A 26676-nucleotide genomic window follows, 5' to 3' on the forward strand; every position below is an offset into this window, starting at 1 on the left:
CAATACTTAGGTGATGAGTAGGCCTGCACCGCCGGTGCTGACGGTTCAATCGGAGTGGTCACAGCGCAGTTTCGCGCCGGGTCATGATGTGGTGGTCGGCAGTGACCTTCGTGCCGACATGCGCGTTGCGCATCCCCTGATCGCCCGCGCCCACCTGCTGCTGCGCTTCGACGGGGCCAGATGGATCGCGATCGACAACGGTTCGCCCTCCGGTGTTTTCGTCGATGGTCACCGGGTACGGTCGGTCGACATCCACGACCGCCAGAGCATCAACCTTGCCCGTCCGGACGGGCCTCGACTGAGCTTTGGGATCGGTCGGCACGACGGGGCGGTCGGCCAACTGCCGCCCACCCTGGAGGCGGTACCGGTCATCACGCCGCCGGGGGGCCCGAGGCCTGCGCGTCCGGAACCGCCGCGGCGGCCCGGCGTCCCGCCGCCCCGCATCGCGCGACCGCAGCCCGCCCCGCCGCGCTACCCGCCGGCCGGCCCGCCGCCACGCGGCCCCTACCCGCCACCGCAACCGGTCGGCGCGCCGCAGCCGGCGGGGCTGCAGCCGCTCACCGAAATCGGGGCAGAGACCCTCGAAGCCTCGGGCTACGACAGCGCCAACCTGCGGCGCGCCGTGCAGCGGTCACGATCGAAACTCGGGGCGCCCCCCGCGGGGGCCGCGGTCATCGGTCGCGCAGAAGACAGCGACATCGTCATCTCGGACGTCTTGGCTTCGCGCCATCACGCCTACTTGGTGCCAGGACCCACCGGGATGGAGATCCACGACGCGCAAAGCATCAACGGGACTTTCGTCAACGGGACCCGCATCCTGTCAGCACCCCTCACCGAGGGCGACGTGGTCACGATCGGCAACGTCGACCTGGTTTTCAACGGCGAAATCCTGCTCCGCCGCGCCGAAGCGGCTACCCGCACCGGCGGCCTGGAGGTGCGGGAGGTCGACTTTCACGTCGACAACAAGCGGCTGATCCAAAAGGTCTCCCTGACCGCGCGGCCCGGCACGCTGACCGCGCTCATCGGCGGGTCGGGAGCGGGCAAAAGCACCTTGTCCCGGCTGATCGCCGGAGCCACCTGTCCCACGTCCGGCTCGATCACCTTCGAAGGCCACGATATTCACGCTCAGTTCGCGTCGTTGCGCAGCCGGATCGGGATGGTGCCCCAAGACGACGTCGTGCACCGCCAGCTCACGGTGACCCAGGCGCTGAATTACGCGGCCGAGTTGCGGCTGCCGACCGACACCAGCAAGTCCGACCGCGCCCAGGTCGTCGCGCAGGTGATCGAGGAACTCGGGTTGACCAAGCACGCCGACACCCGCGTCGACAAGCTCTCCGGCGGGCAGCGCAAGCGCGCCTCGGTGGCCCTGGAACTGCTCACCGGACCGTCACTGCTGATCCTCGACGAGCCCACGTCGGGCCTGGACCCCGCGCTGGACCTACAGGTCATGACGATGCTGCGGCAGCTGGCCGACGCCGGTCGCGTCGTGCTGGTGGTGACGCATTCGCTGAGTTACCTCGATCTTTGCGACCAGGTGTTGCTGATGGCGCCGGGCGGCAAGACCGCCTACTGCGGTCCGCCCGACGACATCGAAGCGACCATGGGAACTACCAACTGGGCCAAGATCTTTGGGATGGTGGGCGCGGACCCCGACGAAGCCAATCGTCGCTTCCTGGCCCAAGCCAAACCGCCGCCCGCCGTATCCGAGGCGGATAAACCGGCCGATCTCGGTGCCCCGGCGCGCTCGAGCACCTGGCGTCAATTCTCGACGATCGCCCGCCGCCAGATCCGGCTGATCGTCGCCGACCGCGCCTACTTCATCTTCCTGGCGCTGCTGCCGTTCGTGATGGGCGCGCTGTCGCTCACCGTTCCCGGCTCGACGGGTTTCCGCGTGGCCGATCCGAACGGCGATGGGTCCGACGAGCCCGGATCGGTGCTGATGTTGCTGACCATGGCCGCCGTGTTCATGGGTACCGCGCTGACAATCCGCGACCTCATCGGCGAGCGTCCGATCTTTCGCCGCGAACAGGCGGTCGGCCTGTCGACCAAGGCCTATCTGCTGGCGAAGATGGCGGTCTTCTTCGTGTTCGCCATCGTCCAAGCGACGATCGCGACCACCATCACCATTCTGGGGAAAGGCGCGCCGACCCGGCCGGCGCTGCTCCTCGGCAGCGCCACCCTCGAGCTGTACGTCGCCACCGCCGCCATGTGCGTGGCCGCAGCGATGATCGGCCTGGTCCTGTCCTCGCTGGCGCGCTCGAACGAGCAGATCATGCCGCTGCTGGTGGTGTCCCTCATGTTGCAGCTGGTCCTCTGCGGCGGGATGGTCCCGGTCACCAACCGAATCGGGCTGGATCAGATGTCGTGGGCGGTGCCCTCGCGGTGGGGGTACGCGGCGCAGGCGTCGACGGTCGACTTGTGGACGATCGAGCCCGGGCCGCTCGCCCCGAAAGACCGCCACTTCAAACACACGGCGGGGACATGGCTGTTCGACGTCGGCATGCTGGTGCTGTTGACGGTCGTGTACGCGGGCGTCGTGGGGTGGCGCAGCCGGCTCAAGCGCCATTGATCCGTCGCTAGAGGAAGTCCAACGCCTCGACCGTCGCGACCGGGCCCTCATGGGTGGGCCGGTTCGCGCCACCGATGCAGTAGATGGTGTTGCCGACCGTTGCGACCGCCTCGGCGTGACGCGGCGTCGGCAGCGGCGGCAGCGTGGTCCACTTCGCGTCGGCGATGTCGTACATTTCGGCCACTCCCAACACCTGCGTGGGTTCCTCACCACCGACCGCCACGACCCGGCCGTCGATGAACGTGGCGCCGTAACTTCCACGCGGAGTTGGCATGTCCACCAACTTGGTCCAGGTCCCGGCTTGGGGATCGAACCGTTCAAACGCCGCGGAGTTCTTGTCGGCGGATAGGAACCTCCCGCCGACCGCGTACAGGTAGGTGCCGTCGGATGCGGCGGCCAGGTGTTCGCGCGGTGTGGGCATGTTGCTCGCGTCGCGCCATGAGCTGCCGTCGAAGACCTCGGTCTGCGGGACGAGCTGCTTGGCGTTCTGTCCGCCGGCGACGACGAGCTTGTCACCGACCACCGCGGCCGCCGGTGCCGCCCGCGCGTGGGTGAGGCCGGGCAACTCCACCCAATTGCCACCGCGCAACGCGAACACCTTGGTGGACGCCTGCGTGAGGTCGCCGCTGGCGCCGCCGAGGACCACCACCTCGTTGCGATACGTGGCCGCCGCGGCGTGGTGGAGCGGGACAGGCAGCGGCGGTTGGGTTTGCCACGCGCCGGTGCGTGGGTCGTAGCTCTCGACCGTCTGGAGCGCGGCTCCGTCGCGCAGTCCGCCCATGATCCAGATCTTGTCGCCCAGCACGGTCCACGCCGTCATCAGCCGGGGCGTCGGTGCGTCCGGCAGGGAACGCCACTGTGCGGCCGGCTGGGTCAGGCGCGGCGGTAGCTGCAACGCTTCGGCGGTTGCGGTCACCTGGTCGTCGCCGACGCCGGTCGACCCGCCGATGGCGTAGACGGATTTCCCCACCGCATCGACCGCCATGCCGTGGCGCGCAGTCGCCATGTCCGGCAAGCCATCCCACGTCTTCGCTGACAGGTCGAACACCGCCACGCTCTTGAGGACTTGCCCCGCCGACTGGCCCCCGGCGGCGACCAGGCGCCGGTCGGCGATCGCCACCCCGAGGTCACTGCGCGGCTGGGGAAGGTCGGGCAATTTCGTCCAGGTCTTCGCGGCCGGGTCATACGCTTCGAACGCCACCAGGTCGGAGTTCCCGCTGGTCCCGCCGACCGTGTACATCAGCTTTCCGTCCGACGCCGCGGCCAGCATCTGCCGCGGGGTCGGGATGGGGGCGGCGGGGGTCCAGGCGTTGCCATCGAAGATCTCGGTGGAGTTCAGCAAGCCCCCGTTTGCGTCGACACCACCGGTGACGACGATCCGGTCCCCCACTACGGCCGCCGCCGCTGCCGCGCGGGGCTGCAACATGTGGGGCATCTCCACCCAGTGACTGTTGACCACACGCCAAACCTGGTCGCTGGCAACCTTTTGCGTGCCCGCGACGCGCCAGCCGCCGAGCACAATCGGGTTTCCCTGCCACGTCACCGACATGGCGTGCTGAACGGGGACGGCCAGGTCGTCGCCGCTCTTCCAGCTGTCGATGACGGGGTCATACCCTTCGTGATTTGCGACGACAGCGTGGTCGCTGCCGATTCCGCCAAAGATCCAGATCGTGCCGTCGGCCTGGGTGGTTGCCGCCGCGTCGCGCGCGATGCGCGCGTTCGTGATCGGCTGCCACTTCACCGACGTCTGGCTCGGCTGGCTCGCCGCGGCCTGCGGGTGCCGCTTGCCCTGGGTCAGCAGCACGTAGACGCCGGTGCCCAGCACCAGCGCAGCCACCACGATCCCGACGGCGATCAATGCTGCCGTGGCGCGGTTTCGTTTCGTTTTCGAGGGCTTCATCCACGCGACCGCGCCGGCCGCCAATCCGCGCGGCGCGATCGCGTCGGTGACGCTCGTCTGTTCCGCGATCGCTTGGGTCGGCTCGGACGTGTTGGGCGTGGCCGGATTCGGGCGCCTCGCGTCCGCGGCGTGGTGCGAGGCAGCGGGCGCGCGGCCCGGCGGTTGGCGGCCGGCCGGTGGCGGCGGTAGCGGTGGCGTCGAGGTGGTGCGATCGCTCAGCGCATTCATCAGCGAGGTGGCACTGTCCGGGCCGGCGATCCGCGGGCCCGGTTTGGCGATCCGCGGCGGCCTTGGCACCGGCCGCGCGATGCGCCCCGAACCCGCAGCGGCAGCGGTGATCGCCATGGAATCGGGTTTTAATCCGTTGCGGCGCATGCTCTCCTGCAATCCACGACCGAACTCCGCCGCCGAGGCCGGCCGTTCGGCCGGGTCGAACAGCATCGCCTTTTCGACCGCCGCGCATACCGCGTCGGGGATCCCATTGGGACGCAAGTCCGGGACCCGGGTGCTTCTGATCCGGGTGTACTGCGCGAGGAGGTCTTCGCCGCTGCGGCGCTCGTATGCGGCGTTGCCGGCAATGAGCGCATACAGCGTGGCACCGAGCGAGTACACGTCGGTTTCGACCGTCGCCGGATCGCCGGTCATCACCTCGGGCGCCAGGAAATCGACTGTGCCAGAGAATAACCCGGATGCCGTCTCGTATCCTCCGGCGACATGCGCCGTCCCGAAGTCGGTGAGTTGCGGTTCGCCGTAATCGTTGACGAGAACGTTCGCGGGCTTGATATCGCGGTGCAGGGTGCCGGTCAGGTGGGCGGTTTCGAGTGCCCCGCACAATTTCACACCGATCCGCACGGCTTCGGGCCAGGCGATCGACCCCTCTCGCTGCACGCGCAGGCCCAGGGAACCAGCGGCGCAGTACGACATCACGATGTAAGGCCGCCCACCCGCCGTGATGCCGACCCGCAGAATGTTGACGATGTTCGGATGTCCCGAGAGCCCGCCCATGGCGTAGCCCTCGCGGAGAAATCGTTCGCGACTCTCGTCGTCGACGAACGTCGGCAACACTTTGATGGCGACGTTTCGCCCGAGCGCGGTCTCGCGGCATCGATACACCACCCCGGCGGCGCCTCGAGCGATCTGGCGCGCGTTGTCGAATCCGGCGGCAGCCAACTCCGCGACGATGTCGCTCGGTCCCGGCGCCCGGGGGCGAGCCTTGGGTCTTTCAGCCATTTCGTGGCCTCAACTTCCCAGGCAACTGATGAATCGAGTCAAGCGTAGCGAACATGGACGCGGTGCTGAATGGTTCCGCTGAGGATCGTTGCGCAGCCACTTCGCCGCGGGCACTGGTGCAGCCCGCCGGCACCGAGCAAGACTGGCAGCTATGAGTTTCGTGGAGGAAAAGGTGCTCCCGCGGCTGCTCCGGGTGCACGACACCGTGTATCGGAAGACAAACGGCTGGATCGGTCACCGCGCACTGTGGATACCGAGCCTGCTGCTGCATACCGTTGGCGCGAAGACCGGTCAACAGCGCACGACGTCGCTGACCTACGCCCGCGACGGAGACAACTATCTGGTCGTCGCCTCCAAGGGAGGTGCGCCCCAGGCGCCCGGCTGGTACCACAACCTGAAGGCCGATGCCAACGTCGAGATCAACGTCGGCCCAAGGCGTTTCGCCGTCACCGCCCGACCGGTGCTGCCCGAGGACCCTGACTACTCGCGGCTGTGGCAGATCGTCAACGACAACAACCAGAACCGCTACGTCGGATATCAGAAGCAGACGTCGCGACCCATCCCCGTCGTGGTCTTGCAGCCGAAACGCTAACAGCGGCACGCCTTGCCCGAGCGCCCTCAAGGCCGACGACGGCGTCGGCACGTTTGAAATCCGCCAGTCGGGATACGCCTCAGCAATGGCCGATCAAGCGGCTGCTGCCGCCTGTCGACCACAGCACCCTAGGGAAGGAGTTGGGCATGATGCTCTCCACGGTCGCCATGAAAGCGACGGCAGCTGCCGCGGGCATCGCGACGGCAGGAATCCTGATGGCGTCGCCGGCGTTGGCGGACCCCCAAACCGTCGCGTTCGGCCAGTCCGCAGAGATTCCCAGCGCAAACGGCGCAGAAGCCATCAACTACACCGTGAACAACCTGCAGCCCAGCGGTCACAACGACGGCATCTGGTACTCCGATGTCACGGCCACAGGTGTACGCGGTAACGCGACGCCGGTCATTGCCGACTTCAACGCGCGTGCGGTCAACAGCTCCACCTACGCCGTGATGAAGGGGCACGAAGTGGACGGCCTGCCTAACCAACCGATCGCGCCGGGCGCCCAGGCAACCGGGCGGCTGTACTTCGACGTTCGAGGCGGCACGGCCCCGGACAGCGTGGTCTACCGGGATGCCGCCGGCGTCGACAAGGTCGTCTGGAAAAGCTAACGGCGCCAACGCCGTAGCGGGTTTCGCCCCGACGCAGCCACTTTAGTCCTAGCGCATCGAGCAGCGTGAGGCCGCGTTCGGCCTTACGCGGGCTCATGTCGGCTGAAGTCTGCTGCAGGGCACGATGTCTCTCATGGTCGCCGTCTACCGCGCGCCGATGCGATCCCGCAACGATGCCGTCGACCCACAAGCTGCCATCGATCGCGCTCGGCGGCTCGGCCTGTGCGGCTTCGGGCAATACGTGGATCGGTCGGGCGAACAGGAGCGGCTTGCCCGCCGGGTCGGCCGATTCGCCGATCTCGACGACGGCTCGTTTGTGTGGACCCGCGACACCGACGGGTGGTTCTGGTTGGGCCGCATCGCCGGGCCGTACTTCTATGACGCCGACGAGACGGCCGCGGCAGTGGATTTGGTGCACGTAAGACCGTGCGAGTGGCTGTCGTCACCGATGCCCGAGCAGGATGTGCCGTCCGCCGTCATCGCCACATTCGGCCGCGGTGGACGGAACTTCCAGGAAATCCACCACCGATCGATCGGCGTGCAGACACCAAGGATTTGGGATGCTCGCAGGAATCAGCCCACAGACGACTAGCCGAACCTGCAGACCGCGGACGGCTCAAGCGCTACGAGCTGTGCCGAAGATGAGCCCAAAAAGGAAGCAGGTCAGGCGCGATAACACCGCCTGACCTGCTTCTTGCTTTGTGGAGCTGCCGGGAATCGAACCCGGGTCCTACGGCATTCCCTCAAGACTTCTCCGTGCGCAGTTCGCTATGCCTCTACTCGGATCTCCCGGTCACGCGAACAAGCCGAGATGACGATCCCAGTCGCTGTTGGTGTCCCGACAAGTCCCGCGACCGGACTCATCGGTGGATCCCTCTAGCTGACGCCAGGGTCCGGGTCGAGGGCGTTCCCGGTCTGACGGACTAGCTGTCGCTTAGGCAGCGAGAGCGTAGTCGCGCTGATGTGAATCGGCGCTTATCTGTTTGCAACGACGCTTACGGTGGTCGGTTGCCTGCACCGGCACGCTTCCCTTGATTCGATGCGCGAAGTCGAAACCTTTCAGCCCCTCGCACCCGCCGACTTTCGGCAGGAATATCAATGGTACCTGCCTATCAACCAGCGGCAACGGGATTATCTTCCCGCCGGGCTGCGATCAGATCACGAAGTTGAGGTGCTCGACGATCTGGGCGGCGACGTCCTGGTCGCCACCGAGTTCGACGTCTTGGCGTCGTGCCGGGCACATCGGGCGCCCGCCGGCCAGCCTGGTGAACTGCAGCCCGTCCAGCCGGATGGTCGTGGAAGGTCCCTGTCCCGCGAAATCGTCGACGACGGCGGCGCGGCCGTCGACGCTGACCCGGATGGTGCGGGCCAGCGGGCCGGTGAGGTCGAACTGGACGCGCGAACCCGCGGGGGCCTTGGCCAGCCTGCCCACCACGTAACCCATCGTCGCGGCGATCTCGTCGACGGCGAGCGAGGCCGCGGGGCCGGCGAGCTCGTCGTCGGAGGGCGGCCGCTCCAAGGCCACGCGGATGTCCTGCTCGTGCATCCAGCAGTCGAACACCCGGATCCGCATGAATCGGCCGTAGGAATCCGGGCCCGTAGGGGTCGCCGTCACCGCGTCCCATTCCTCGCCGGACAGGGCCGTCAGGGCCGCGCGTCGATCGTCGGTGATCGCCCTGAAGCTTTCCAGCACATCGGCATCGGCGTGCGCGCCCAGATGGCGAACCCAGCACTCGTTCATCGCCCCGATGTCGTTGCGCACGTGCCCCAGCGCCTTGACGTCGATGTCGGGCTGGGGTGCGGCGATGCCGGCGAGGAAGGACTCGGTGCCGATCATGTGGGACACCAGGGCTTTGACGTCCCAGCCCGGCAACGGGCTCGTGGCCCGCCAGTCCGCCTCGGACAAGCCCGCCAACAGCGCGTCGAGGTCGTCCCAGACGGCGAACAAACCGGAGAGCACGGCGGACTTGTCGAGCTTGGTGACGGGGCGATCGGCCATGGTCGGATCGTAGGCGGTCAGGACGACGCGATCATCGCCACGGACCCCATGGCCAGCACCATGCCGAACCCCTGCCAGCGGGTCACCCGCTCGCGCAGCACGACCATCGCCAACACGACCGTCGCCGCCGGATACAGCGAGATCAGGATGCTGGCCAGCGACAGCAACCAGGTGTGCAGGGCCGCCAGCATGGTGATGTTGGCGAAAATGTCCAGGACGGCGACGGCCACCGCCAACCGCAGCGGCTTCCCGCGCGGCATCTTCAGGTTCTGGCTGGATGCGGCCATCACGAAGATCACCAGGCTGGCCGCCACTCGGGCGAAGACCAGGGGCCACAGCTTGGAGACGTGAGGCGCCTGGTGCAGGAACACCAGGTTCAGTCCCATCGCCGAGCCCGCCACGACGGTCAGCCAGGCCACCTTGGGGGTGAACCGATACGGGGTGCCCTCGACGGGGGCCTCGCGGCTGACCAGCATGACCGCCCCCAGCGCCAGCACGACGCCCACCAGGGCCGCCTGCCCCGGCCGCTCCCCCAGGGCCATACCCACCGCGACGGGCACCGCCGCGTTCAGGACGGCGGCCAGCGGTGAGACGACCGAGATCGGACCGGAGCCCAGCGCCGCAAAGAACGCCCACATGCCGAAGGCCATGCCGATTCCGTACAGGGTGCCCCACAAAACGGCCCCGAAATGAATAGGGCCACCGACGAAGATGGCCATCACACCGAGTAAGACTGTCTCGATCGGATAAGCGACCAACATGACGCGCAGCGCGGCCACTCGCCGAGCTGCGACACCGCCCACAAAGTCGCTGACGCCGTAAGTGACGGCCGACAGCTGGGCGTAAGCGGCCCCGATCAGGTCATGCCCTTTGCTCGGCGGCCCAGTTCACGAACCACCTCGCGCTGTGCGTCGCGCTGGGCCATGTCCTGGCGCTTGTCGTAAGCCCTTTTGCCGCGCGCAAGGGCAAGTTCGACCTTGACCTTGCCCTCGGAGAAATACAGAGACAGCGGCATCAAGGCGAGGTTACCATCTCGAATCTTGCCGACCAGCCTGTCAATTTGTTGCCGATGTAACAACAACTTTCGGTTGCGCCGCGGCTCGTGATTGGTCCAGCTACCGTGCTGATACTCCGCAATGTACAAGTTGCGCAACCACACTTCGCCGTCGTCGATCGTTGCGAACGCGTCAGCCAACGAGGCTTGCCCTTCGCGCAGGCTTTTGACCTCGGTGCCTTGCAACGCCACCCCGGCCTCGAACGTTTCGATGATCGAATAGTTGTGCCGCGCTTTGCGATTGGTGGCCACAATTTGTTTGCTGCCACCTTTGCCGTCCGCCGCCTTGGCCCGGCCGGATCCCTTGGACATAGCTACCGCCGGATATAGAGGCGCAAGGTCGCGTACGCCGTCAGGGCCGCCATCGACACGCCGAGCAGGAACAGCCACGGCGAGATATAGAGGATGTCGGCGTAGTCGACCTTGGCGATCAGGTGAGCTTGGTAGAACTGGCTCAGCGCGTTGTCCAGGAACAAGGCCCGCACCAACATCAGGCCGACGACCGCGATGGCGACACCGATGGACGCGGCCAGCATCGCCTCCACCAGGAAGGGCAGCTGGGTGTACCACCGGCTGGCGCCGACCAGCCGCATGATCCCGATCTCGGTGCGTCGCGTGTAGGCCGCGACCTGCACCATGTTGGCGATCAACAGGATTGCCCCGACGGCCTGCACCAGCGCGACGGCGAACGCGGCATCCCGCAACCCGTCGAGCACCGCGAACAGCCGGTCGATGAGGTCCTTCTCGTTGAGGATGCTGCGCACCCCGGGCTGACCCTGCATCGCGGCATCGAATTCCGCGTGCTGTTCGGGGTTGTTCAGTTTGACGATGAACGACGCGGGAAACGAGTCCTTCCCCGCGACATCCTTGAACTCCGGGAACTTCTTGATGGCGTCGTTGTAGGCGTCCTGACGGTTGACGAAGCGCACCGACTTGACGTCTTGTCGCGCATCGACCTTGTCGCGCAGCGCCTTACACGGAGCGGACGAGCACGTCGCATCGTTGGCGGAGATGTCGTCGGTGAGGAAGACCTGCGTCTCGACGCGGTCGAGATAGATCTCCCGGGAGTTGTCGGCCAGCCGGACCACCAGCAGGCCGCCGCCGAACAGCCCGATCGAGATGGCGGTCGTCAGGATCATCGCCGCCGTCATCGTGACGTTGCGGCGAAGCCCGGTCAGGACCTCGTTGAGCAGGAAGCCAAAGCGCACTTAGCGGTCCATCCCGTAGATGCCGCGCTGCTCGTCCCGCACCAGCCTGCCCAACGACAGCTCGACGACGCGCTGGCGCATCGAGTCGACGATGTGATGGTCGTGCGTCGCCATCAACACCGTCGTGCCCGTGCGGTTGATCCGCTCCAACAAATCCATGATGTCCTTACTGGTATCTGGGTCGAGGTTGCCCGTCGGCTCGTCCGCCAGCAGGACCAGCGGCCGGTTGACGAACGCGCGGGCGATCGCCACCCGCTGCTGTTCACCACCGGACAGCTCGTGGGGCAGCCGATTCGCCTTGCCGGACAGGCCGACGGTGTCCAGCACGTCGGGCACCACCCGGTTGATCGCCTCGGTTCGTTTGCCGATCACTTCCAGGGCGAACGCGACGTTCTCGTAGACCGTCTTTTGCTGCAGCAGGCGGAAGTCCTGGAAAACGCAGCCGATGACCTGGCGCAGCCGCGGGATGTGCCGCCCGCGCAGCTTGTTGACGTGGAACTTTGACACCCGGACGTCGCCGGCCGACGGGGTTTCCGCGCCCAGCAGCAGGCGCATGAACGTCGACTTGCCCGAGCCCGACGGGCCGATCAGGAAGACGAATTCACCCTTGTCGATCTTGACGTTGACGTCCTCCAGCGCCGGGCGCGCCGACGCTTTGTACTTCTTGCTGACGTGGTCCAGGGTGATCATCACGGCACGCCAGTGTAGCGGTGATTTTCGCTGGCAGGCGAAGTCAACGGGCCGGGGGCGGCGTAGTGGGGGTCGGGCCGGGGCCCGGCTGCGGTTGCTCCGGCGTCGGTGTGGGCGGCGAGGTACTGGGCGGGCAGAACGGTGCCGGCAGCACGCACGGCAGCTGCGGCAACTGGAACGGCGGCGTGGTGGTGGTCGTGGTCACCGGCGGCGGCGGCGGCGGTGGCGGAGGCGGCGTGGTCGTCGGGGTCGGCGTATAGGTCACGGTGGCCGGGGGCTGCTGCACCCGGCTGCGCGGCACCCACGTGTAGTTGGGGTCGGGCACGAACCCCGGCGGCACCATTTGTTGGGCCGGGGGCTTGGGCGCCGGTTCCGGGCGGTAGGTGTCGTAGACCCACCACACCACGAAGAACGCGATGATCAGCACGAACGTCGACGTGCGCATCCGCCCGCCGAAGACGTAGTTCGGCCACCGGTGTTCGGCATCCGTGTCGTCGCCGCGCTTCTCGAGGATGTTCAGGGTGAACTTCACCGCTTGTGCCCCGCACCTTGGACTTCATCGTCGGTTTGCTGTTCGGCGGCCTGGGCGGCCGGGACGGCCGGGTCCTCGACGAGCCCCACCCGCGCGTCCGCCGCCGTCACGATTCCGACGCGAGCCAGCGCCCGGATGACCATGACACGCAGCTGCCGACCGACCTCGAACTGCTTGCCGGGCAGGGTGCGGGCCACCAGACGCAGCGTGACGGTGTCGACGGCGATGCTTTCCACCCCCATCACGGTGGGCGCGTCCAGCAGCAACGCCCCCAGCACGGGGTTGTCCCTCGCCCGGTCGCATTCCTGGTGCAGAACCTCGTTGACCCGGTTCAGGTCGGCGCTGGTCGACACCGGGATGTCCACCACCGCGCGGGCCCAGTCCTTCGACAGGTTGACCACCTTGACGATCTGGCCGTTGGGAATGGTCAGCACCTCGCCGTCGGGCGAGCGCAGCCGGGTCACTCGCAACGTCACGTTTTCGACCGTGCCGCTGGCTTCGGTCGCGGCCACAACGGTCAGGGTGACCAGATCCCCGAAGCCGTACTGCCTCTCCATCAGGATGAAAAAACCGGACAACAGGTCTTTGACCAACTGTTGAGCGCCGAAACCCAGGGCGGCGCCGACCACGGTGGCCGGCGCGACCAGTCCCCCCACCGAAAACTGCAGGATGTCGGAGATCTGGAGCATGACCCAGATGCCGATGATGACGACCGACACCCAGGAGATCACCGAGGCCACGGCCTGGCGGTGCTTGGACGCTTCCGAGCGCACCAGCGCGTCGCTTTCGGCGAACCCCAAGTTGAGCTGCCGGGTCACCTGCTGTGCCACCCAGTTGACGAACCGGGCCGCCAGCACCGCGGCGATCAGCACCATGACGATCCGAAGACCCCTGGTGATGATCCATTCACCGAGTTCGCCCCGCCAGAAGTCGTGCCAGCGGTGCGTCATCGAGGCGGCAAGAACGCTTGTGTTATTCGTCATCTTTTCGGTTGCGCCAACGGATTCCGGCTTCCAGGAATCCGTCGATGTCTCCATCCAGGACGGCCGCCGGGTTGCCGACCTCGTACTCGGTCCGCAGGTCCTTGACCATCTGATAGGGGTGCAGCACGTAGGAGCGCATCTGGTTGCCCCACGAACTGCCACCTTCGCCTTTTAACGCGTCCAGCTCCGCGCGTTCTTCGGATCGCTTGCGCTCCAACAATTTTGCCTGAAGCACTCGCATCGCCGAGATCTTGTTCTGCAACTGCGATTTTTCGTTCTGGCAAGTCACGACGATACCCGTTGGGACGTGGGTTAAACGTACCGCGGAGTCGGTGGTGTTCACGGATTGGCCGCCCGGGCCGCTCGAGCGGTAAACATCAACGCGCACATCGCCTTCCGGGATGTCGATGTGATCGGTGGTCTCCACCACAGGCAGCACCTCGACTTCGGCGAACGAGGTCTGACGCCGGCTCTGGTTGTCGAACGGGCTGATTCGCACCAGCCGATGGGTGCCCTGCTCCACCGAGAGCGTGCCGTACGCGAACGGCGCGTGCACCGCGAACGTGGCGCTCTTGATGCCGGCCTCTTCCGCGTAGGAGGTGTCGAACAGTTCGACGGGATACTTGTGCTGCTCGGCCCACCGGATGTACATCCGCATCAGCATCTCGGCCCAATCGGCGGCGTCCACCCCACCGGCACCGGAACGGATCGTGACCAGCGCCTCGCGCTCGTCGTACTCGCCCGAGAGCAGGGTGCGCACCTCGAAGGCCTCTATATCGGCGCGTAACGCCTTGAGCTCGGCATCGGCTTCCGCGAGGGCGTCGACTTCACCTTCTTCGGCGGCCAGCTCGTAGAGCACCGGCAGATCGTCCAGGCGCCCCCGCAGCTCTTCGATCCGGCGCAGCTCCCCCTGCGCGTGGGACAACTCGCTGGTCACCCGCTGGGCGCGGGCCTGGTCGTCCCACAACTGAGGATCCGACGCCTCGTGTTCGAGCTTCTCGATGCGGGTGCGCAGACCGTCCACATCGAGGACCCGCTCCACCGTGGTCAGGGTGGAGTCGAGGGCGGCGATGTCGGCTTGACGGTCGGGTTCCACAGCCGACAACGTTACCGGGGGCCGCCAAGCTGCTCGGTCACCGGCGAGTGCTGAGGTCACGACCAGCGGTCATGCGTTTAGAGTCGAGGCACGATCATGTGCGCCCCGCGTTGCGTGCGACAGCCCTCCCGCGCGCCAACCGGGCCCGAATAGAAGGTCGAGAATGCGCCCGTACCACGTTGCAATCGTTGGCTCCGGACCGTCGGGGTTCTTCGCCGCGTCCTCCTTGCTGAAGGCGGCCGACGCGTTAGAGGACACCGATATCGCCGTTGACATGCTGGAGATGCTTCCCACCCCGTGGGGGCTGGTGCGTTCCGGCGTCGCGCCCGATCACCCGAAAATCAAGTCGATCAGCAAGCAATTCGAGAAGACGGCCCAAGATCCGCGTTTCCGCTTCTTCGGCAACGTCTCGGTCGGGGAGCACGTGCAAGCCAGCGAGCTCGCCGAGCGCTACGACGCCGTCGTCTACGCCGTGGGGGCCCAGTCCGACCGCGCGCTGAACATCCCCGGCGAGGAGTTGCCGGGCAGCATCGCCGCCGTCGATTTCGTGGGCTGGTACAACGCGCACCCGAACTTCGAGGAGGCCACGCCCGACCTGTCGGGCGCGCGGGCCGTGGTCGTCGGCAACGGCAACGTCGCGCTCGACGTCGCGCGCATCCTGGTCACCGACCCCGACGTGTTGGGCCAGACCGACATCGCCGACCATGCCCTGGAGTCGTTGCGGCCGTGCGGGGTCGACGAAGTGGTGGTCATCGGCCGCCGCGGGCCGCTGCAGACGGCCTTCACCACGCTCGAACTTCGCGAGTTGGGCGAGCTGGAAAACGTCGACGTGATCGTCGACCCGGCGCAGCTCGAGGGCGTCAGCGACGAGGATGCCGCCGCGGCGGGCAAGACGACCAAGCAGAACATCAACGTGCTGCGTGATTACGCCAAGCGCTCCCCGCGCCCGGGGCATCGCCGGATCGTGCTGCGGTTCATGACCTCGCCGATCGAGATCAAGGGCGAGGGCCGGGTGGAAGGGATTGTGCTCGGCCGCAACGAGCTGACCACCGACGCCAACGGGCGGGTCGCGGCCAACGACACCGGTGAGCGCGAGGAGCTGCCGGTTCAGCTGGTGGTGCGCTCGGTCGGTTACCGCGGCGTGCCCACCCCGGGGCTGCCGTTCGACGAGAAGACCGCGACGATCCCCAATACCGGGGGCCGCATCGACGGGAGCCGCAACGAATACGTGGTCGGGTGGATCAAGCGCGGGCCGACCGGCGTCATCGGCACCAACAAGAAGGACTCCCAGGACACCGTGGACACGCTGCTGGCCGACCTGGGCGGCGGTGCGGGTGGCGGTCTGGCGGATTTCCCGGACGATCACGCCGACCAGCTGGCCGAGTGGCTGGCGTCGCGCCAACCCAAACTGGTCACTTCGGCGCACTGGGAGCTCATCGACGCCCACGAGCGGGCGGCCGGCGAGCCGCACGGGCGGCCTCGCGTCAAGCTGCCGAGCCTGGCCAAGCTGCTCCGGGTCAGCCACGGCTAGATTGCCGGCTCTACTCAACGGCGGCGATTCTCCGTAGCGTTGGGGTCGTGCGTAGCGACGAACCGGTGAGCGTGCTTACTGAAGACGAGAACTGGAATCTGTTGGGCAGTGTCACGCTGGGCCGGCTGGTCACCAACTTCGCCGGCGAGCCCGAGATCTTCCCGGTCAACTTCGTGGCGCAAGAACGCACCGTGCTGTTCCGGACCGCCGAGGGCACCAAACTGTTCTCGGCCGTGGCGAACCACGCAGTGGTCTTCGAGGTGGACGACCACAACCTCGTCGAGGGCTGGAGTGTCATCGTCCGCGGTCGCGCTCGGCTGCTGAAAACCGACGCCGAGATTCACAAGGCCGACCGCGCGCAGTTATTGCCATGGACCGCCATCGCCAAGCCGCACTATGTGCGGATCACACCGACCGAAGTCACCGGTCGTCATTTCCGGTTCGGCCCGGAGCCCGAGTCATAGGTTGCCGCAGCGGATGGCGAGCACGGAGTGCCCCGCGTCGCACAGCGGCTCGGCGCGATAGGAGTCGGTGACCACCAGCCGGCCCGGTTCGTGGTGGGCACGCAGATACCGGTCCACGGCGCCGACCGTGACCGCCTGCTCGGTGCGCACGTCGGGATACAACCGCATCCACCGCGCGAGCCGACGATCCAATTGCGCGGGCGCCGTGGGGTTTCCGAGCGCACCGTCGCGGGCGCTGCGTGAGATCGACACCGCCCGCAGGGCGGCTCCGCGCAGCCTCGCCTCCTCGAACGCGTGCCGCAACACCGTGCCGTTGTCCAGTTCGGCGACAACGCTGCTGACCGGCGCGAGTGCCCCACGGCTGGTCGACTGCCCGATCACGGCAACCGGACACAGGGCCGCGCGCAGCAACGAGGACGCGACCGAGGGCCCACCGCGGCAGGCGTGGTTGATCCCGATCTGCCCGACGCAGATCATGACGGCCGACCTCGATTCCTCGATCAGGTTGAAAACCGTTTTGCCCCAGAGGATGTCCGTTTCCACCTTGACCGGTTCGCCGGCGGCGTCGACGGCCCGATGCGCGTCGGCCAACGCGGCGCGCGCGACGGCGAGACGGGTGTCGCCGCCGCGCGCACCGGAGGCATCGCGCGGATCGATGACATAGACCAGCCGCAGCGGGATATCGCGGCTGACCGCCTCATCGACCGCCCAGACCGCCGCATGGCTCGCCGACCGCGATCCGTCGATTCCTACGACGATTGCCGGGGCTGGATATACGTTGCTCATCGCGACCTCCTCCGTTGAGCCATCGGGCCTTCGCTACTCCGTTCGCTCTTAGGCTATTGCCCGTAAAGCACTCTCCCCCAGAGGCATTGGTCCCGAAATAGGTGCCATTTGGCCCTACCGACCGCGAAACTCCGCAAATTTACTGTTGCCATCGCGACGCCGACAACCGAATACTGAGTGCGGACGAAAACCGGGTTTGTTTGACATGCGAGACAGCGGGCACCACAGCCATCACCTAGACGGGAGACCTCGCGCATGACCGCTCAACCGACATCCGCCCAACAGTCATCGTCACAACCCCTGGTCGGCAAAGGCTGGGTCCAGGGCGTCGCACTCGTCATGATCTTCGGCTTCTTGGTGATGGGCATTCTGGCCTACCGCACCTATTCGGCGTCGATGCCGATGCCGGACAAAGTCGTCAGCGAATCGGGCCAGCTGCTGTTCACCGGCGAGGACATCACCCGTGGACAGGAGCTCTACCAGGCGCGCGGACTGATGGAATACGGCTCGGTGCTGGGCCATGGCGCCTACCTGGGACCCGACTACACCGCCGAATACCTGCGCGCGGCAACGCAGGATGTCGCCGATCAACTGCGCGCGCAGGGGGTCACCGAGCCGCGTGACCGGGTGGTCACCGAATTCCGCACCAACCGCTACAACCCGGCGACGAAGACGCTGGTGTTCACCGATCGGCAGGCCGCGGCGTTCGACCACATCCAGAACCGGTACGCCGCCTACTTCGGGGAGAACTCGACGAAATACGGTCTGCTGCCCCACATGATCACCGATAAGGCGCAAATCCGTGATCTGACAGGGTTCTTCGCCTGGACGGCGTGGGCGGCCGCGGCCGAACGCCCGGGGCACCGGTACACCTACACCAACAACTGGCCCGCCGAGCCACGAGTCGACAACGGTCCCACCGCTTCGGTGATCGTCTGGTCGGCGCTGTCGCTGATCGCGCTGCTGGGCGGCATCGGCATCATGTTCGCGGTCTACGGCCGCTGGAGCCAGAAGGTCGGCTGGCACAGCGCCGAGTCGTCCACCCTGTCGTTCCGCCAGCCCGGCGAGGTGAGCCTGACGCCCGCGCAACGGGCCTGCATCTGGTTCTTCGCCATCGTGTCGGTGCTGTTTTTGGCGCAGACGCTGCTGGGCGCGGCGGCCGAGCACTACCGGGCCGACCTGTCGAACTTCTTCGGTCTGGACCTGGCCCGAGTGCTGCCGTACAACCTGGCCCGCACCTGGCACCTGCAGCTGTCGCTGTTCTGGACCGCGGCGGCCTTTTTGGCCGGCGGCATCTTCCTGGTGCCGTTCATCGCGCGTCGCGAACCCAAGCGTCAGGCGTTGCTCGCCTACGTACTGTTGGGGGCGGTCGCCGTGGTGGTGTTCGGCTCGCTGATCTGCGAGGCGCTCTCCATCTACGGCGTGATCCCCGCGGGCGGGCTGTTCTCCCAGCAGTGGGAGTACCTCGACCTGCCGCGGCTGTGGCAGATCCTGCTGATCATCGGCATGTTCTTGTGGATCGCGATCATCTGGCGCGGCATCCGCGGCAGGCTCAAAGGCGAGTCGAAGATGAACATGCCGTGGCTGTTCTTCTTCTCCGGGCTGGCCATCCCGGCCTTCTACGCGGTGGGCCTGCTGGCCGGCAGCGACACCCACTACACCGTCGCCGACTTCTGGCGGTTCTGGGTCGTGCACCTGTGGGTGGAGGACTTCCTCGAGCTGTTCACCACCGTGATGGTGGCCTACATGTTCGTTCTGCTCGGCGTGGTGCGCGAACGGATCGCCCTGGGCGTGATCTTCCTCGATGTCATCCTGTACTCGGCCGGCGGCGTCATCGGCACCATGCATCACCTGTACTTCTCGGGCACTCCGGTGGAGCACATGGCGCTGGGCGCGTTCTTCTCCGCCGCCGAAGTCATTCCGCTGACGTTCCTGACGGTCGAGGCCTGGGCGTTCCTGCAACTCGGCGCGCGCCAGCAGTCCGGTGACGCCAACCCGTTCCCGCATCGCTGGGCGGTCATGTTCCTGGTCGCGGTCGGGTTCTGGAACTTCTTGGGGGCGGGCATCTTCGGGTTCCTGATCAACCTGCCCATCGTGTCCTACTACCAGATCGGCACCGCGTTGACCGCCAACCACGGGCACGCGGCGATGATGGGCGTGTACGGCATGCTCGCCGTCGGGCTGGCCATGTTCGCCTTCCGCTACGTGATCCCGGCCGACAAGTGGCCGGAGAAGCTGGCGCGGATCTCATTCTGGTGCATGAACATCGGGCTGGCGTGGATGGTGTTCGCCACCCTGCTGCCGCTGGGCGTGCTGCAGCTCTTCCACTCGGTCAACGACGGCTACTTCGAGGCGCGGTCGTTGGGCTACATCACCAAGCCGGGCAACGCGGTACTCGAGTGGCTGCGGCTACCCGGTGACGTCATCCTGATCGTCGGGGGCGTCGTGCCGTTCGTCTGGATCGCGTGGACCGCGCTGCGCCATTTCCGGTCGGGGACCACGGCGCAGGAGCTGCCGGAAAATCCGCTGTACACCCAGGCCGCGGTCGAACCGGAGACCGGCGCCGCGGTGCCGGCGAAGGAGTGACGGTGACCGCGCCGGCGACCTCGGTGTGGTTGATCGCGGGGTACTCCCTGGCCCTGCTGGCCGTCGGCTGGAGTTTCGACGTCATGGCACGACGGGCGTCAGCGCACGCGGCGCGCTGGCGCACAGGCCAATTCACCTACCGGCCCGACCATGACGCATGGGTGTGTCCGCAGGACCATTGGCTGTGGCCGACGTCGTTCGATCCCAAGCATCGGGTCATGCGGTATCGCGCGCTGCCGGTGGTCTGTAACAGCTGCCCCGTCAAATCCGACTGCACCACTTCCGAGCACGGTCGTGAGATCAGCCGCGAGGTCGACCCGTGGCCGCATTCGGACGCCGGCCGGTTTCACCGCGGAATCGCCTGCTGCGTGGCCGCATTGGGAATCGTCTTGCCGCTGGCCACGTTGATCGCCAACCACTCGGCGGCGGACGCGCTGGTCCTGATGGTGACCGTGCTGCTCGTCGCACTGCTCGGGGCACCGCTCGTCCGCCACCTGTGGAACACTCCCTCCAACGCGCCCGAACACCTTCCGCACCGCACGGCGATCGAGGATCAGGTGGCCGCGGCGATCGACCGCTATTCCACGCGTTGGGGCGGATGGAAACCCAAGGAGGACAACACGACATGACCACGCTGGTGATCGGCCTCATCGCCGCCGGAATCGTTGTGCTTGTGGTACTCGCGACGTGGTCGCTGGCGGTGCTGCGCGAGTACGAACGCGGGGTGGTGTTCCGGATGGGGCATGTGCGTCCGCTCTACGCCCCGGGCCTGCGGCTCCTCATTCCGCTTCTGGACAAGATGATTCGCGTCGACCAACGCCTGGTCACGCTGACCATTCCGCCGCAGGAGGTGATCACCCGCGACAACGTGCCGGCGCGTGTCAACGCGGTGGTGATGTTCCAGGTGACCGACCCGCTGAAAGCGATTCTGGCGGTGGAGAATTACGCGGTCGCCACCTCGCAAATCGCCCAGACCACGCTGCGTTCGCTGCTGGGCCGCGCGGACCTGGACACGTTGCTCGCGCACCGCGAGGACCTCAACAGCGATCTGCGCACGATCATCGAGAAGCAGACCGAACCGTGGGGTGTTCAGGTCCGTGTCGTGGAGATCAAGGACGTCGAGATCCCCGAGTCGATGCAACGGGCGATGGCCCGCGAGGCCGAGGCCGAGCGCGAACGCCGGGCCAAGGTCATCAACGCCCGCGGCGAGCTGCAGGCTTCGGAGGAGCTGCGCGAGGCCGCCGAGACCCTGTCCAAGAGCCCGGCCTCGCTGCAGTTGCGTTACCTGCAGACGCTGCTGGAGCTGGGGGCGGATCAGAACTCGACCGTCGTCTTCCCGTTGCCGGTCGACATCATCACGCCGTTCCTGCGGAATCCGGAGATGCTGCAGGGCGTGGTCGACAACTTCAACCACCGCGGATGACGACGGGGCGGTTAGCCCAAATATCAAGCGCGTCAATTACTTTCACTATTCGACACGCGTAGATCTAGTGGGTCATTTGGTTAACAAAGGGTTAATACTGGGCAAACACGGTCTTAATTCTGCCTGGTCGGCGCCGTGAAATAGGAAAAACCCCGCACGCCTGCGCCGCACCTGCGATTTTTGAAGGGCCCGAAAACCGAAGGTCTCTCGCGATGCCCTGTGCGCACGGTCCGCCCACGTCATAAACCCCGCGCTGCCCGCTAGGCAGGCGCGGAGCGATCGCGCGCGGCCGTCCCATCCCCCGCCGCGGGGTGAGCGTTGCCGGCTTGCAGAGCCGGCCCGGGAGCGGCCCACCACCTGTGATCAACGCCGTTGCGGCGAGCGCCGGCGCTAGTGGCGTTTGTTCGTAAAACCGCACTTGAGGGGATATATCCACCATGGATTGGGCTTTTCTTCCACCAGAAATCAACTCCGCCCGGATGTACACGGGCCCCGGAATGGGCTCGCTGTTGGCCGCGGCGGGAAGCTGGGACGCGCTGTCGGCCGAGCTGAGTTCGACCGCCGAGGGTTACGAGTCGGCGCTCTCAGGCCTGGACCTGCAATGGCGCGGTCCCGCGGCGCAGGCGATGGCGCTCTCGGCGGCGCGCTACGTGGCGTGGCTGCAAGCGACCGCCGAGCAGACCGCGCAGACGGCCATGCAGGCGCGCACGGCCGCGGCCGCCTACGAGCAGGCCTACGCGATGACGGTGCCCCCACCGGTGATCACCGCCAACCGCGCCCTGTTGGCGTCGCTGGTGGCGACGAACATCGTCGGCCAGAACACCGCGGCCATCGCGGACACCGAGGCGCAGTACGCCAATTATTGGGCTCAGGACGCCGCCGCCATGTCCGGCTACTCCGTGTCCTCGGCGGCCGCGACCCAGTTGCCGCAGTTCGCACCCGCGAACAACTCCACCAACGAGTCCGGGGTGACCGCGCAGAAGGCCGCCGTGACCGCGGCCAACACCAACGCTGCCACCAACAAGGCTGTCACGCAAACGTTTTCGGCGCTGGACGAGACACCGGGAACGACGGTGAACAACTTCTACTACCTGGACGCGTCGACCACCAGTGCGGCCAACGCCAATGCCAACGCCTTCCGGGTTTTGGACGCCATTCAGGGAACGGGCCTCGGTTTCAGCGCTCCCTACAACATGGAACAGTTCGTGTCCGGCATCATCGGGGCCGAGAACAATTTGGGCGTCCTCGCCAAGCCCCTGGCCGCTGCTCCCGCGCTCGCGGCACCCGCACTGAGCGGCGCCACAACCGGTGTCGGCGGGGGCCTGGGCAATGTCACCGCAACGCTCTCGCGCGCCGGCTCGATCGGGCCGATGTCGGTGCCCGCGAGCTGGGCCGCACCGACGAGCACCCATATCTCGCCGTTGGAGCCGGCGGGCTTCACCACGTTGCCGGGCACCGAGGAGCCGGTAGCGTCCGGTTATCCCGGCTACCCCGGCATGCCGGGCGGCGGCGCCTCCCGCTCCGTCGGGGCGGGCGTCCCGCCCCGCTACGGCGTGCGGCTCACGGTGATGCCACGCCCGCCGGCCGCCGGGTGACGTGGCGCCAATTCGCCGCGAGAAGTTTTGTTACACGCAGCTGATAGCGCTGTAAGACAATGGATTTCGGCTTTTTTCCGCCAGAGGTGAACTCTGGCCGGATGTACGCAGGCCCCGGGTCGGGCTCGTTGTTGGCCGCCGCAGGAATCTGGGACGCGCTGTCGGCCGAGCTGAGCATCACGGCCGCCGTTTACGAGTCGGTGCTGTCCGGCCTGACGGGCCTGTACTGGTACGGGCCGGCCTCCCAGGCGATGGCGGCCAGCGCCGGACCCTACGTGGGATGGCTGTACGCGACGGCCGAGCGCGCACAGCACACGGCCATGCAGGCCCGGGCGGCCGCCGCGGCCTACGAGCTGGCACACGCCATGACGGTGCCCCCGCCGGCGGTCGCGGCCAACCGCACCCAATTGGCGACGCTGGTGGCAACGAACTTCTTCGGGCAGAACACCGCGGCGATCGCGGCCACCGAGGCCCAGTACGCCGACTATTGGGCCCAGGACGCCTCCGCGATGTACAGCTATTCCGCCAGTTCTGCTGCGGCGGTACAGTTTTCGCCGTTCTCCGCCCCACGCCAAGTCACCAATCCGGATGGCGTGACCGCCCAAACCGCCGCCGTCACCCAAGCCGACACCAGCGCCACCGGGTCGAACGCGGGCTCGCAGGCCGCCTCCGCCGCGCCCGGGGCGGCGGGAATGCCGCTCGACTTCCGCATCCTGGACACCATCCTGGGCACCCAGGTCGCGTTCCGTTCTCTTTTCACGGCGGAGGGGTTCAACGCCGGAATCATCCAGGCGGACAAGAACTTGGGCATCTTGCCGAACCTCGCGGCGGTTCCGGCCGCGCTCCCGAAGGCGTCGGCGCTCAGCGGTACAGCCTCCGGCCTGGGGAACGTCAACGCGGTGCTCGCCCGCGCCGGCCGGATCGGGTCGATGTCGGTGCCCGCGGGCTGGGCCGCCGCGGCGGGCGACCCCGTCACGGCGCCGCCCGCCGGCGGTTTGCCGGGCTTGCCGGCGGCCGAGGCGCTAGCCCGTACCGGGCCCGCCGGCGCCGGAATTCCCGGAATACCCGGCGGGACGGTCAGGCGGGCAGCGCTCGTGGTGCCCCGCTACGGCGTTCGCATCACGGTCATGACGCGCCCGCCCGCGGCCGGCTGACGCGGCCTTAGCCCGCCGGTGGCTCCTGCGGTGCGGGTGGAGCCGACGGGGCGAACGTCCAGTTGTCCGGATTCTTCGGCGAATACACCACCGGAAACAGTTGACCGATGGTCGGCCATTGATTCACGTCGACGGCCATGCGCTGATACACCGCGTGTTCGTTGACCGATGGACCGTTGATTACGCCGGCGATGGTGACGAATTGCTCGCCGGTGGCGTCGGGTCGCGGGCTGACCCCGGTCACCAGCAGCGTGCCGCTCAGTTGCTCGCCGCGGGGTCCGCGCGGGACGAACCGCTGGACCAGAAATACCGCCAGCACCGCGACCAGCAGGACCAGCAGTCCGAATTCCCACACCCCGCCATCGTAGGGCCGTGATAAGACTGCGTCATGAGTCGCACCGACGATCTGGCGCTGGCACTGACGCTGGCCGACCGCGCAGACTCGTTGACCTCCTCCCGATTCGGTGCGCTGGACCTGCGCATCGACACCAAACCGGACCTGACGCCGGTGACCGACGCCGACCGTGCGGTCGAAACCGAGCTGCGGTTGGCGCTCGCGCGCGAACGGCCGGTCGACAGCATCGTCGGCGAGGAATTCGGTGGCGACACCGCCTTCACCGGGCGGCAGTGGATCATCGACCCGATCGACGGCACCAAGAACTTCGTCCGCGGGGTGCCGGTCTGGGCCACCTTGATCGCGTTGCTGCACGACGGCGTTCCCGTCGTCGGCGTCGTGAGCGCCCCGGCATTGCAGCGCCGGTGGTGGGCCGCGCACGGTGAGGGCGCATTCGTCGCGGTCAACGGGGCAGCCGCGCGCTCGATATCGGTTTCCTCGGTGGCGCAACTGAATTCGGCCAGCCTGTCGTTCTCCAGCCTGTCCGGCTGGGCGCAGCTCGGCGTGCGGGACCGCTTCATCGCGCTGACCGATGCGGTGTGGCGGGTGCGCGCATTCGGCGACTTCCTGTCCTATTGCCTGGTGGCCGAGGGGGCGGTCGACATCGCCGCCGAACCGGAAGTGTCGGTATGGGATCTCGCCGCGCTGGACATCCTCATCCGCGAAGCGGGCGGGGCGATGACCGCGCTGGACGGCACCGCGGGGCCGCACCGCGGCAGCGCTGTGGCCACCAATGGCCTGCTGCAGCGGCAGGTGCTCGACAGCCTCACTGTGAATTAGTTAACAAGTGTTCTCTCCGATCTTACTCCGGAGTAAGATCGGAGCTATCCGCTTGCCCAACAACCTGAGGCCGCTGACCCATGACCGATTCCGGTTCCCCCCAAACCACCGCCCGCTCCCGCGTCAAACGGCGCGACCATAAGTCCGCGGTCGGGCTGCAACCGCACAAACGCACCGGCGTCGACATCGCCATCGCGCTCATCACCCCGCTCGTCGGCCAGGAATTCCTGGACAAGTACCGGCTGCGCGACCCGCTCAACCGGGCCCTGCGCTACGGCACGAAGACGGTCTTCTCGACGGCCGCGACGACGTCTCGTCAGTTCACGAAGGTCCAGAATCTGCGCACCGGGCCGACCCGGCTCAAGTCCAGCGGCAAGGACTATTTCGACCTGACGCCCGACGACGAGCAGAAGATGATCGTCGAGACCCTCGATGAATTCGCCGAAGAAGTGCTGCGGCCCGCGGCGCACGATGCCGACGAGGCGGCCACCTACCCCCGCGACCTCATCGCCAAGGCCGCCGAGCTGGGCATCACCGCGATCAACATTCCCGAGGATTTCGACGGCATCGCCGCGCACCGCTCCAGCGTGACCAACGTGCTGGTCGCCGAGGCGCTCGCCTACGGCGACATGGGTTTGGCGTTGCCGCTGCTGGCGCCCGGCGGCGTCGCCTCCGCGCTGACCCATTGGGGCAGCGCCGATCAGCAGGCCACCTACCTGCCGGAGTTCGCCGGCGAGAACGTGCCGCAGGCCTGCGTCGCCATCGCCGAACCGCAACCGCTCTTCGACCCCACCCGGCTCAAGACGACCGCGGTGCGCACCCCCAGTGGCTACCGCCTCGACGGGGTGAAGTCCTTGGTGCCGGCCGCGGCCGACGCCGAGCTTTTCATCATCGGCGCCCAGCTCGACGGCAAGCCGGCCCTGTTCATCGTCGAGTCGTCGGCGAAAGGCCTGACGGTAAAGGCCGATCCGAGCATGGGACTCCGCGCGGCGGCCCTGGGTCACGTCGAGCTCTCCGGGGTGTCGGTGCCGCTGAGCGCGCGCCTCGGTGAGGACGACGCCGCCGGTCAGGATTACTCCGAAGCGATCGCGCTGTCCCGCCTGGGCTGGGCGGCGCTGACGGTCGGCACGTCGCACGCCGTGCTCGACTACGTCGTCCCCTACGTGAAGGAACGTGAGGCCTTCGGCGAACCGATCGCGCATCGCCAGGCGGTGGCCTTCATGTGCGCCAACATCGCCATCGAATTGGACGGGCTGCGGCTGATCACCTGGCGCGGCGCGGCGCGCGCCGAGCAGGGCCTGCCGTTCATCCGTGAAGCGGCGCTGGCCAAGCGGCTCGGCGCCGACAAGGGCATGCAGATCGGCCTCGACGGCGTTCAGCTGCTGGGCGGCCACGGCTACACCAAAGAGCACCCGGTCGAGCGCTGGTACCGCGACCTGCGGGCCATCGGCGTCGCCGAGGGCGTCGTCGTCATCTAGCAGTCATCCAAGTCGTTAACTCAT

The 26676-nt window shown here is 67.2% G+C and carries 24 protein-coding genes and 1 other RNA gene; 13 read left to right on the forward strand and 12 right to left on the reverse strand.

What is annotated here, in order from left to right; translation table 11 throughout:
* The first annotated feature begins 13 nt into the window (after positions 1–13).
* Positions 14–2569 carry an ATP-binding cassette domain-containing protein gene (locus G6N26_RS11115; protein WP_083019565.1) on the forward strand — a complete coding sequence of 852 codons (2556 nt, stop codon included), beginning with the start codon at positions 14–16 and terminating at the stop codon, positions 2567–2569.
* Positions 2570–2576: 7 nt separating this feature from the next.
* Here the strand turns inward: G6N26_RS11115 and G6N26_RS11120 are convergent, their stop codons facing one another.
* Positions 2577–5699 carry a serine/threonine-protein kinase gene (locus tag G6N26_RS11120; protein ID WP_083019563.1) on the reverse strand — a complete coding sequence of 1041 codons (3123 nt, stop codon included), beginning with the start codon at positions 5697–5699 and terminating at the stop codon, positions 2577–2579.
* A 151-nt stretch (positions 5700–5850) separates the two neighbouring features.
* Here G6N26_RS11120 and G6N26_RS11125 point away from each other — a divergent pair, with 151 nt between their 5' ends.
* The 3 genes from G6N26_RS11125 to G6N26_RS11135 all read left to right on the forward strand — a co-directional run bounded on the left by G6N26_RS11125 (position 5851) and on the right by G6N26_RS11135 (position 7491).
* Positions 5851–6291: a nitroreductase family deazaflavin-dependent oxidoreductase gene (locus G6N26_RS11125; RefSeq protein WP_067167506.1), complete on the forward strand. Its 441-nt coding sequence runs from the start codon at positions 5851–5853 to the stop codon at positions 6289–6291.
* 146 nt (positions 6292–6437) lie between these two features.
* Positions 6438–6899 (forward strand): DUF1942 domain-containing protein, encoded by a 462-nt coding sequence (locus G6N26_RS11130; protein WP_067167509.1) that lies wholly within the window; start codon positions 6438–6440, stop codon positions 6897–6899.
* Between the two features lie 133 nt (positions 6900–7032).
* On the forward strand, positions 7033–7491 hold the full coding sequence (locus G6N26_RS11135) for a hypothetical protein (protein WP_067167511.1): 459 nt from the start codon (positions 7033–7035) through the stop codon (positions 7489–7491).
* Between the two features lie 107 nt (positions 7492–7598).
* Here G6N26_RS11135 and ssrA read toward each other — a convergent pair.
* From ssrA to prfB, 9 genes are all read right to left on the reverse strand, one after another.
* Positions 7599–7966: a transfer-messenger RNA gene (gene ssrA / locus G6N26_RS11140) on the reverse strand.
* Between the two features lie 86 nt (positions 7967–8052).
* Complete coding sequence (locus G6N26_RS11145) at positions 8053–8898, reverse strand: maleylpyruvate isomerase family mycothiol-dependent enzyme (RefSeq protein WP_083019561.1); 846 nt, start codon at positions 8896–8898, stop codon at positions 8053–8055.
* 17 nt (positions 8899–8915) lie between these two features.
* Positions 8916–9659, reverse strand: a complete 744-nt coding sequence (locus tag G6N26_RS11150; protein ID WP_179960321.1) for an EamA family transporter — start codon at positions 9657–9659, stop codon at positions 8916–8918.
* A gap of 95 nt (positions 9660–9754) precedes the next feature.
* Positions 9755–10264, reverse strand: a complete 510-nt coding sequence (smpB, locus tag G6N26_RS11155; protein ID WP_067167538.1) for an SsrA-binding protein SmpB — start codon at positions 10262–10264, stop codon at positions 9755–9757.
* Between the two features lie 2 nt (positions 10265–10266).
* Positions 10267–11160, reverse strand: a complete 894-nt coding sequence (gene ftsX / locus G6N26_RS11160; protein WP_067167540.1) for a permease-like cell division protein FtsX — start codon at positions 11158–11160, stop codon at positions 10267–10269.
* On the reverse strand, positions 11161–11850 hold the full coding sequence (ftsE, locus tag G6N26_RS11165; protein ID WP_067167562.1) for a cell division ATP-binding protein FtsE: 690 nt from the start codon (positions 11848–11850) through the stop codon (positions 11161–11163).
* Positions 11851–11893: 43 nt separating this feature from the next.
* Positions 11894–12382: a hypothetical protein gene (locus G6N26_RS11170; protein ID WP_163648779.1), complete on the reverse strand. Its 489-nt coding sequence runs from the start codon at positions 12380–12382 to the stop codon at positions 11894–11896.
* Positions 12379–13365 (reverse strand): mechanosensitive ion channel family protein, encoded by a 987-nt coding sequence (locus G6N26_RS11175; protein WP_067167545.1) that lies wholly within the window; start codon positions 13363–13365, stop codon positions 12379–12381. The genes G6N26_RS11170 and G6N26_RS11175 overlap by 4 nt, the downstream gene beginning before the upstream one ends.
* Positions 13355–14461, reverse strand: a complete 1107-nt coding sequence (gene prfB, locus G6N26_RS11180; protein WP_067167548.1) for a peptide chain release factor 2 — start codon at positions 14459–14461, stop codon at positions 13355–13357. Before prfB ends, G6N26_RS11175 begins: the two co-directional genes overlap by 11 nt.
* Before the next feature lie 163 nt (positions 14462–14624).
* Between prfB and G6N26_RS11185 the strand changes: the two genes are divergently transcribed.
* Both G6N26_RS11185 and G6N26_RS11190 read left to right on the forward strand, forming a co-directional pair.
* Positions 14625–15992, forward strand: coding sequence for an FAD-dependent oxidoreductase (locus G6N26_RS11185; RefSeq protein WP_083018962.1), 1368 nt, complete (start codon positions 14625–14627; stop codon positions 15990–15992).
* A gap of 47 nt (positions 15993–16039) precedes the next feature.
* Positions 16040–16456, forward strand: a complete 417-nt coding sequence (locus G6N26_RS11190) for a pyridoxamine 5'-phosphate oxidase family protein (protein WP_067167552.1) — start codon at positions 16040–16042, stop codon at positions 16454–16456.
* Here G6N26_RS11190 and G6N26_RS11195 read toward each other — a convergent pair.
* Positions 16451–17242 carry a universal stress protein gene (locus tag G6N26_RS11195; RefSeq protein ID WP_083018964.1) on the reverse strand — a complete coding sequence of 264 codons (792 nt, stop codon included), beginning with the start codon at positions 17240–17242 and terminating at the stop codon, positions 16451–16453. The genes G6N26_RS11190 and G6N26_RS11195 overlap by 6 nt on opposite strands.
* 255 nt (positions 17243–17497) lie before the next feature.
* Between G6N26_RS11195 and G6N26_RS11200 the strand changes: the two genes are divergently transcribed.
* The 5 genes from G6N26_RS11200 to G6N26_RS11220 all read left to right on the forward strand — a co-directional run bounded on the left by G6N26_RS11200 (position 17498) and on the right by G6N26_RS11220 (position 24000).
* A complete protein-coding gene (locus G6N26_RS11200) occupies positions 17498–19828 on the forward strand; it encodes a nitric-oxide reductase large subunit (protein WP_083018966.1) in 2331 nt (776 codons plus the stop codon).
* A 2-nt stretch (positions 19829–19830) separates the two neighbouring features.
* Complete coding sequence (locus G6N26_RS11205; protein WP_067168331.1) at positions 19831–20457, forward strand: hypothetical protein; 627 nt, start codon at positions 19831–19833, stop codon at positions 20455–20457.
* Entirely contained in the window at positions 20454–21251 is a 798-nt protein-coding gene (locus G6N26_RS11210; RefSeq protein WP_067168316.1) for a slipin family protein, read from the forward strand. Before G6N26_RS11205 ends, G6N26_RS11210 begins: the two co-directional genes overlap by 4 nt.
* Positions 21252–21688: 437 nt before the next feature.
* The gene (locus tag G6N26_RS11215; RefSeq protein ID WP_083018969.1) at positions 21689–22846 is read left to right on the forward strand and encodes a PPE family protein; all 1158 of its coding nucleotides are present in this window, start codon (positions 21689–21691) and stop codon (positions 22844–22846) included.
* A 59-nt stretch (positions 22847–22905) separates the two neighbouring features.
* The gene (locus tag G6N26_RS11220) at positions 22906–24000 is read left to right on the forward strand and encodes a PPE family protein (RefSeq protein ID WP_083018971.1); all 1095 of its coding nucleotides are present in this window, start codon (positions 22906–22908) and stop codon (positions 23998–24000) included.
* Between the two features lie 7 nt (positions 24001–24007).
* On the opposite strand, the gene G6N26_RS11225 is transcribed toward G6N26_RS11220, so the two are convergent.
* Positions 24008–24355 (reverse strand): hypothetical protein, encoded by a 348-nt coding sequence (locus G6N26_RS11225; protein WP_083018973.1) that lies wholly within the window; start codon positions 24353–24355, stop codon positions 24008–24010.
* 33 nt (positions 24356–24388) lie between these two features.
* Here G6N26_RS11225 and hisN point away from each other — a divergent pair, with 33 nt between their 5' ends.
* Together hisN and G6N26_RS11235 are read left to right on the forward strand one after the other, a co-directional pair.
* Positions 24389–25174: a histidinol-phosphatase gene (hisN, locus tag G6N26_RS11230; RefSeq protein WP_083018975.1), complete on the forward strand. Its 786-nt coding sequence runs from the start codon at positions 24389–24391 to the stop codon at positions 25172–25174.
* Positions 25175–25254: 80 nt separating this feature from the next.
* Positions 25255–26652, forward strand: coding sequence for an acyl-CoA dehydrogenase family protein (locus tag G6N26_RS11235; protein ID WP_083018977.1), 1398 nt, complete (start codon positions 25255–25257; stop codon positions 26650–26652).
* Positions 26653–26676: the final 24 nt, after the last annotated feature.

The sequence above is a fragment of the Mycobacterium marseillense genome (assembly GCF_010731675.1).
Classification (GTDB): domain Bacteria; phylum Actinomycetota; class Actinomycetes; order Mycobacteriales; family Mycobacteriaceae; genus Mycobacterium; species Mycobacterium marseillense.

Excerpts from the sequence above, each read along its gene's own strand:
- G6N26_RS11115 (WP_083019565.1), top strand. The coding sequence starts at position 14 with ATGAGTAGGCCTGCACCGCCGGTGCTGACGGTTCAATCGGAGTGGTCA.
- G6N26_RS11120 (WP_083019563.1), bottom strand. The coding sequence starts at position 5,699 with ATGGCTGAAAGACCCAAGGCTCGCCCCCGGGCGCCGGGACCGAGCGAC.
- G6N26_RS11125 (WP_067167506.1), top strand. The coding sequence starts at position 5,851 with ATGAGTTTCGTGGAGGAAAAGGTGCTCCCGCGGCTGCTCCGGGTGCAC.
- G6N26_RS11130 (WP_067167509.1), top strand. The coding sequence starts at position 6,438 with ATGATGCTCTCCACGGTCGCCATGAAAGCGACGGCAGCTGCCGCGGGC.
- G6N26_RS11135 (WP_067167511.1), top strand. The coding sequence starts at position 7,033 with ATGGTCGCCGTCTACCGCGCGCCGATGCGATCCCGCAACGATGCCGTC.
- G6N26_RS11145 (WP_083019561.1), bottom strand. The coding sequence starts at position 8,898 with ATGGCCGATCGCCCCGTCACCAAGCTCGACAAGTCCGCCGTGCTCTCC.
- G6N26_RS11150 (WP_179960321.1), bottom strand. The coding sequence starts at position 9,659 with ATGTTGGTCGCTTATCCGATCGAGACAGTCTTACTCGGTGTGATGGCC.
- smpB (WP_067167538.1), bottom strand. The coding sequence starts at position 10,264 with ATGTCCAAGGGATCCGGCCGGGCCAAGGCGGCGGACGGCAAAGGTGGC.
- ftsE (WP_067167562.1), bottom strand. The coding sequence starts at position 11,850 with ATGATCACCCTGGACCACGTCAGCAAGAAGTACAAAGCGTCGGCGCGC.
- G6N26_RS11175 (WP_067167545.1), bottom strand. The coding sequence starts at position 13,365 with ATGACGAATAACACAAGCGTTCTTGCCGCCTCGATGACGCACCGCTGG.
- G6N26_RS11185 (WP_083018962.1), top strand. The coding sequence starts at position 14,625 with ATGCGCCCGTACCACGTTGCAATCGTTGGCTCCGGACCGTCGGGGTTC.
- G6N26_RS11195 (WP_083018964.1), bottom strand. The coding sequence starts at position 17,242 with ATGAGCAACGTATATCCAGCCCCGGCAATCGTCGTAGGAATCGACGGA.
- G6N26_RS11200 (WP_083018966.1), top strand. The coding sequence starts at position 17,498 with ATGACCGCTCAACCGACATCCGCCCAACAGTCATCGTCACAACCCCTG.
- G6N26_RS11210 (WP_067168316.1), top strand. The coding sequence starts at position 20,454 with ATGACCACGCTGGTGATCGGCCTCATCGCCGCCGGAATCGTTGTGCTT.
- G6N26_RS11215 (WP_083018969.1), top strand. The coding sequence starts at position 21,689 with ATGGATTGGGCTTTTCTTCCACCAGAAATCAACTCCGCCCGGATGTAC.
- G6N26_RS11220 (WP_083018971.1), top strand. The coding sequence starts at position 22,906 with ATGGATTTCGGCTTTTTTCCGCCAGAGGTGAACTCTGGCCGGATGTAC.
- hisN (WP_083018975.1), top strand. The coding sequence starts at position 24,389 with ATGAGTCGCACCGACGATCTGGCGCTGGCACTGACGCTGGCCGACCGC.
- G6N26_RS11235 (WP_083018977.1), top strand. The coding sequence starts at position 25,255 with ATGACCGATTCCGGTTCCCCCCAAACCACCGCCCGCTCCCGCGTCAAA.